Here is a 4,134-nt window from a genome sequence, read left to right on the forward strand (position 1 = left end):
ATTGTTTAAGAACAATGGAACAGAAGGTAAAATGTAATTTTATTTTCATGCTCTAGGCATAATCGAGTTTTCTCATGACCCCTGTTCATCCAGTTTTCCTGACAGGAACGACAATTCCCCAATAATTCGAACGGATTAGTATTGTTCTCTAACGTAAGTATAATACCAAATTTTGTTTCTGTCATGAGTAAGACGGTGAAACCGTCTTGGAGTTTTCCTAAATAAAAAAATCCAGTTTTATCTGGATTTTTTTGTGTTTGCTATTAAGAAAAGTTCTTTATTCATGCGGTATGTCGATCGTTTCGTTTCTTTCCCACATTGGAATGCTGCACATTACAACTAGGAAAATGAAAGCTGACTGAATCCAAAATAGTGCTAAGTCGAAAATTCCGTGAACTGCAACAACGACTAAAAATGAAACATATAATCCAACGATTGGACGTTTTTGAGGTTGACGACTCATTTCGATTAAACTACGGACAGGCTTGATACTAGCAATGGCTAATAATAGAGTACCAATATATCCATAACTTAAAATTGTATCAATATAAATACTATGCGCATGTTCATGATAAATCGCACCAATTCGTTGATAACTATGCATATATGTTAATGGCCCTTCACCAAAAAATGGATTTTGTTTGAAAAGTGTAAATCCTGCATTCCAAATGGAAATACGTTCATCCATAGATGAATCTAATGTTCCCATTCGAACTCCAATATCATTTGAAAACAGGAAGAATAGTCCAATAATAAAGACGCCAACACTTAACCAAAATGCTCGAGAACTTTTAATTGTTGTAAATAAATAAATAATAGCTCCACAAATAATTGCAGGGAAAGCTGTTCTATTTTGAGTAAAGTTCAAACCGAATAAATTGATAAAGCAAGCGATAATACAGATGACTTTCCATTTCCAATTTTTTGTCGTTGTGAAAAGGTAAAAACCAATCATAATACAGAAACAACAAATGATTCCGTAATAATTTGGATTAAAGAATGTAACTTCAGCACGATTTTGATGCCAAACTTGCATATTCGGTGCTAAAAATGCGTAATTAAATTTATGAACAATTTCAAAATGTTCTAAAAAGGCAAATAGCGCTGCAAATATACTTCCCAGTAAAATTGTCTGTAATACAATGTGGAAAAAATCTTGATTAATCCGTTTCTGGTAATAAATGAAGAATATCGCAAACCATAAAAATAAAACGGAAGCTGCTACTCCAATTAAATTACCACTTAATGCTGAGATAATCGTGCTATAAGCAATAAATGTTAATAACACTGGATAATTCAGTAGTTGTCTTAAAATATGTTTCATTTTTCCAGTAAAGATTAGTAGAATAAAATAAAACAAGAACAATGATAAAAACAAGTAAAACGGCAAGAAAATACTGACAATCATTAAATAGAGTGCCAAATCTTGATTTGGGAATCGCTTGATTTTATCAAGGATATACATTAGTTTCATAATAATTCCTTTCTAAATTTGAGAATACTCTCAAATGAATGGTATGATATCTGACTTATTTTACCATTTTTCATTGAAATGTGGAAGATTTTTAAGGAGATTATAAGGTTTCTCATAAAAATCATTGCTTTGAGCAACATAGAAGACAAAAAACTGATGATAATGATATGATAATCGTAAGTTAAATCGTATGGATATTTTAAATAAAGATGAAAGAGGGAAAGAACATGAGAGAGTACGATATTATTGCAATTGGTGGAGGAAGTGGTGGTAGTGCAACGATGAATCGTGCAGCCATGCATGGAGCTAAAGCAGCTGTTATTGAGGGGAATATCATTGGGGGAACTTGTGTAAACGTTGGATGTGTTCCTAAAAAGGTCATGTGGTATGGTGCTCAAGTTTCAGAAACACTTAAAAACTACGCAGCAGATTATGGATATACAATTGGAGAAACTTCATTTGATTTTAAAACTTTAAGAAAAAATCGTGAAGCTTATATTGAACGTTCACGTCAAGCATTTTCAAACAACTTCAATCGAAATGGAGTAGACTATATCGAAGGATATGCTCGTTTTGTAGATAAAAATACAGTAGAAGTAAACGGTGAACACATTCGTGCTAAACATATTGTGATTGCGACTGGTTCATATGCTTTTATTCCCAATGTTCCAGGTAGTGAACTTGGAGGTACTTCCGATGATGTATTTGCATGGGAAGAATTACCAGAATCAGTATCGATTATTGGTGCTGGATATATTGCTGTTGAATTAGCAGGAGTTTTACATGCATTAGGAGTAAAAACAGATTTGTTTGTCCGTAAAGGTGGTCCGTTAAGAGGTTTTGATCAAGGGATTGTTGAAGTATTAGTAGAGGAAATGAAGAAAAATGGTCAGCCATTACATACGCATAAAGTTCCTCAAAAATTAGAAAAATTAAATAATGGGGATATTCAAATTCATTTTGAAGATGGCACCACTCATACAAGTCAAAAAGTTATTTGGGCAGTAGGGCGTAAAGCAAATGTTCACCAATTAAATTTAGAAGCAGCATGCGTTGAACTAACAGAACGTGGGTTTATTCAAGTAGATGAGTATCAAAATACAACAACACCTGGCATTTATGCGATAGGAGATGTTTCTGGTGAAAAAGAATTAACACCTGTAGCGATTAAAGCAGGTAGAACATTGGCAGAACGTTTATTCAATGGTAAAACAGATGCCAAAATGGATTATGAATTAATTCCAACAGTTGTATTCTCGCATCCAGCAATTGGTTCGATTGGTTTAACACAAGAACAAGCGGAAGCAAAATATGGTATTGAAAATATTAAAGTATATCAATCAACTTTTACAGGAATGTACTCAGCGATTACAGTTCACCGTCAAATGACAAAATTAAAATTAATTACATTAGGTGAAGAGGAAAAAGTAATTGGCTTGCACGGAATTGGTGGAGGTATTGATGAAATGATTCAAGGATTTGCAGTTGCTGTTAAAATGGGTGCTACTAAAGCAGATTTTGATGCAACAGTAGCGATTCACCCAACTGCTTCTGAAGAATTTGTTACAATGAGATAATGATAATTTGAAGGATAAGGATACGTTTGTTTCGGCAAAGGTATCCTTTTTTTGTCGAAATGATATTAGTTGAAGAATGAACCTACAGAGTGTATGATAAATTGTCATAAGATTTTAGGAGGAAAAGAAGTGAAAAAATACCAATATTTAATTTTTGATTTAGATAATACAATTTTTGATTTTTGGGGAGCAGAAGATTATGCTTTATCTCGTATTAGTCAAGAAGATGGATTAGAGTTTACTCCAGAAGTTTTAGAAGTTTACCGTACAATGAATAAAGGATTATGGGAACAATATGAACAAGGAGAGATTTCTCAAACTTATTTAAATGAAGAAAGATTTGTTCGTTGGTTTGCATATTATGGGATTCAAGTAGATGGAAGTGTTTGTGAGAAAAAATTCCGTCACTATTTAGCAGAAGCAAATACAATGATGCCAGATGCATTAGATATTATTCATGAATTGAAGAAAGACTTTTTCATGGTTGCAGCAACTAATGGGATTGAAGAAACTCAATTACTACGTTTGAAAACAGCTGGATTAGAAAACTTCTTTGAAAAGTTATTTATTTCTGAAGTAGTGGGATATCGTAAGCCAAGTAAAGAGTTTTTTGAAGCTGTAGTAGATCAAACAGAAGGAATGACGATTGAGAATGCCTTAATGATTGGAGATAGTTTTAAGGCAGATATTTATGGGGCAAGTCGTATTGGAATGGATACTTGTTGGTATATGGAAAACCCTGAACGACCAACTGAGCCGGAGGAATTGTTGTCTGTAGAGCCAACGTATCAGATTGGGCATTTGTCAGAACTGTATAAAATAATTTTATAATGGATTTATCTATAGTAGCATGAGGACGGCAGCAGCCCTGCGGTCTCATGCCTAAAAGTTGAGCCTAAGGTCTCAACTTTTCCTGTGATAAAATCTACAGTGCAGATTTTATCACTTTTGCTACTATGAAAATCCTTGGGGTCAGACATATATGAGGGGACGTTTAAGATGTGAATGGATTTATCTATAGTAGCATAAGGACGGCAGCAGCCCTGCGGTCTCATGCCTAAAAGTTGAGCCTAAGGTCTCAAC

General features: G+C 33.8%; 3 protein-coding genes. 2 read left to right on the plus strand and 1 reads right to left on the minus strand.

Translation table 11 applies throughout. The annotated features are described in order from the left end of the window. Window positions 1-277: 277 nt before the first annotated feature. Window positions 278-1,474, minus strand: coding sequence for an O-antigen ligase (locus RWR88_RS08625; protein ID WP_314451864.1), 1,197 nt, complete (start codon window positions 1,472-1,474; stop codon window positions 278-280). 227 nt (window positions 1,475-1,701) lie between these two features. Between RWR88_RS08625 and gor the strand changes: the two genes are divergently transcribed. Together gor and RWR88_RS08635 are read left to right on the plus strand one after the other, a co-directional pair. Further along, window positions 1,702-3,051: a glutathione-disulfide reductase gene (gene gor, locus RWR88_RS08630; RefSeq protein WP_314451867.1), complete on the plus strand. Its 1,350-nt coding sequence runs from the start codon at window positions 1,702-1,704 to the stop codon at window positions 3,049-3,051. A 129-nt stretch (window positions 3,052-3,180) separates the two neighbouring features. Beyond that, on the plus strand, window positions 3,181-3,882 hold the full coding sequence (locus tag RWR88_RS08635; protein ID WP_314451868.1) for a YjjG family noncanonical pyrimidine nucleotidase: 702 nt from the start codon (window positions 3,181-3,183) through the stop codon (window positions 3,880-3,882). Window positions 3,883-4,134: the final 252 nt, after the last annotated feature.

It is taken from the genome of uncultured Granulicatella sp. (genome assembly GCF_963528195.1).
Taxonomy (GTDB): domain Bacteria; phylum Bacillota; class Bacilli; order Lactobacillales; family Aerococcaceae; genus Granulicatella.

Excerpts from the sequence above, each read along its gene's own strand:
- gor (WP_314451867.1), top strand. The coding sequence starts at position 1,702 with ATGAGAGAGTACGATATTATTGCAATTGGTGGAGGAAGTGGTGGTAGT.
- RWR88_RS08625 (WP_314451864.1), bottom strand. The coding sequence starts at position 1,474 with ATGAAACTAATGTATATCCTTGATAAAATCAAGCGATTCCCAAATCAA.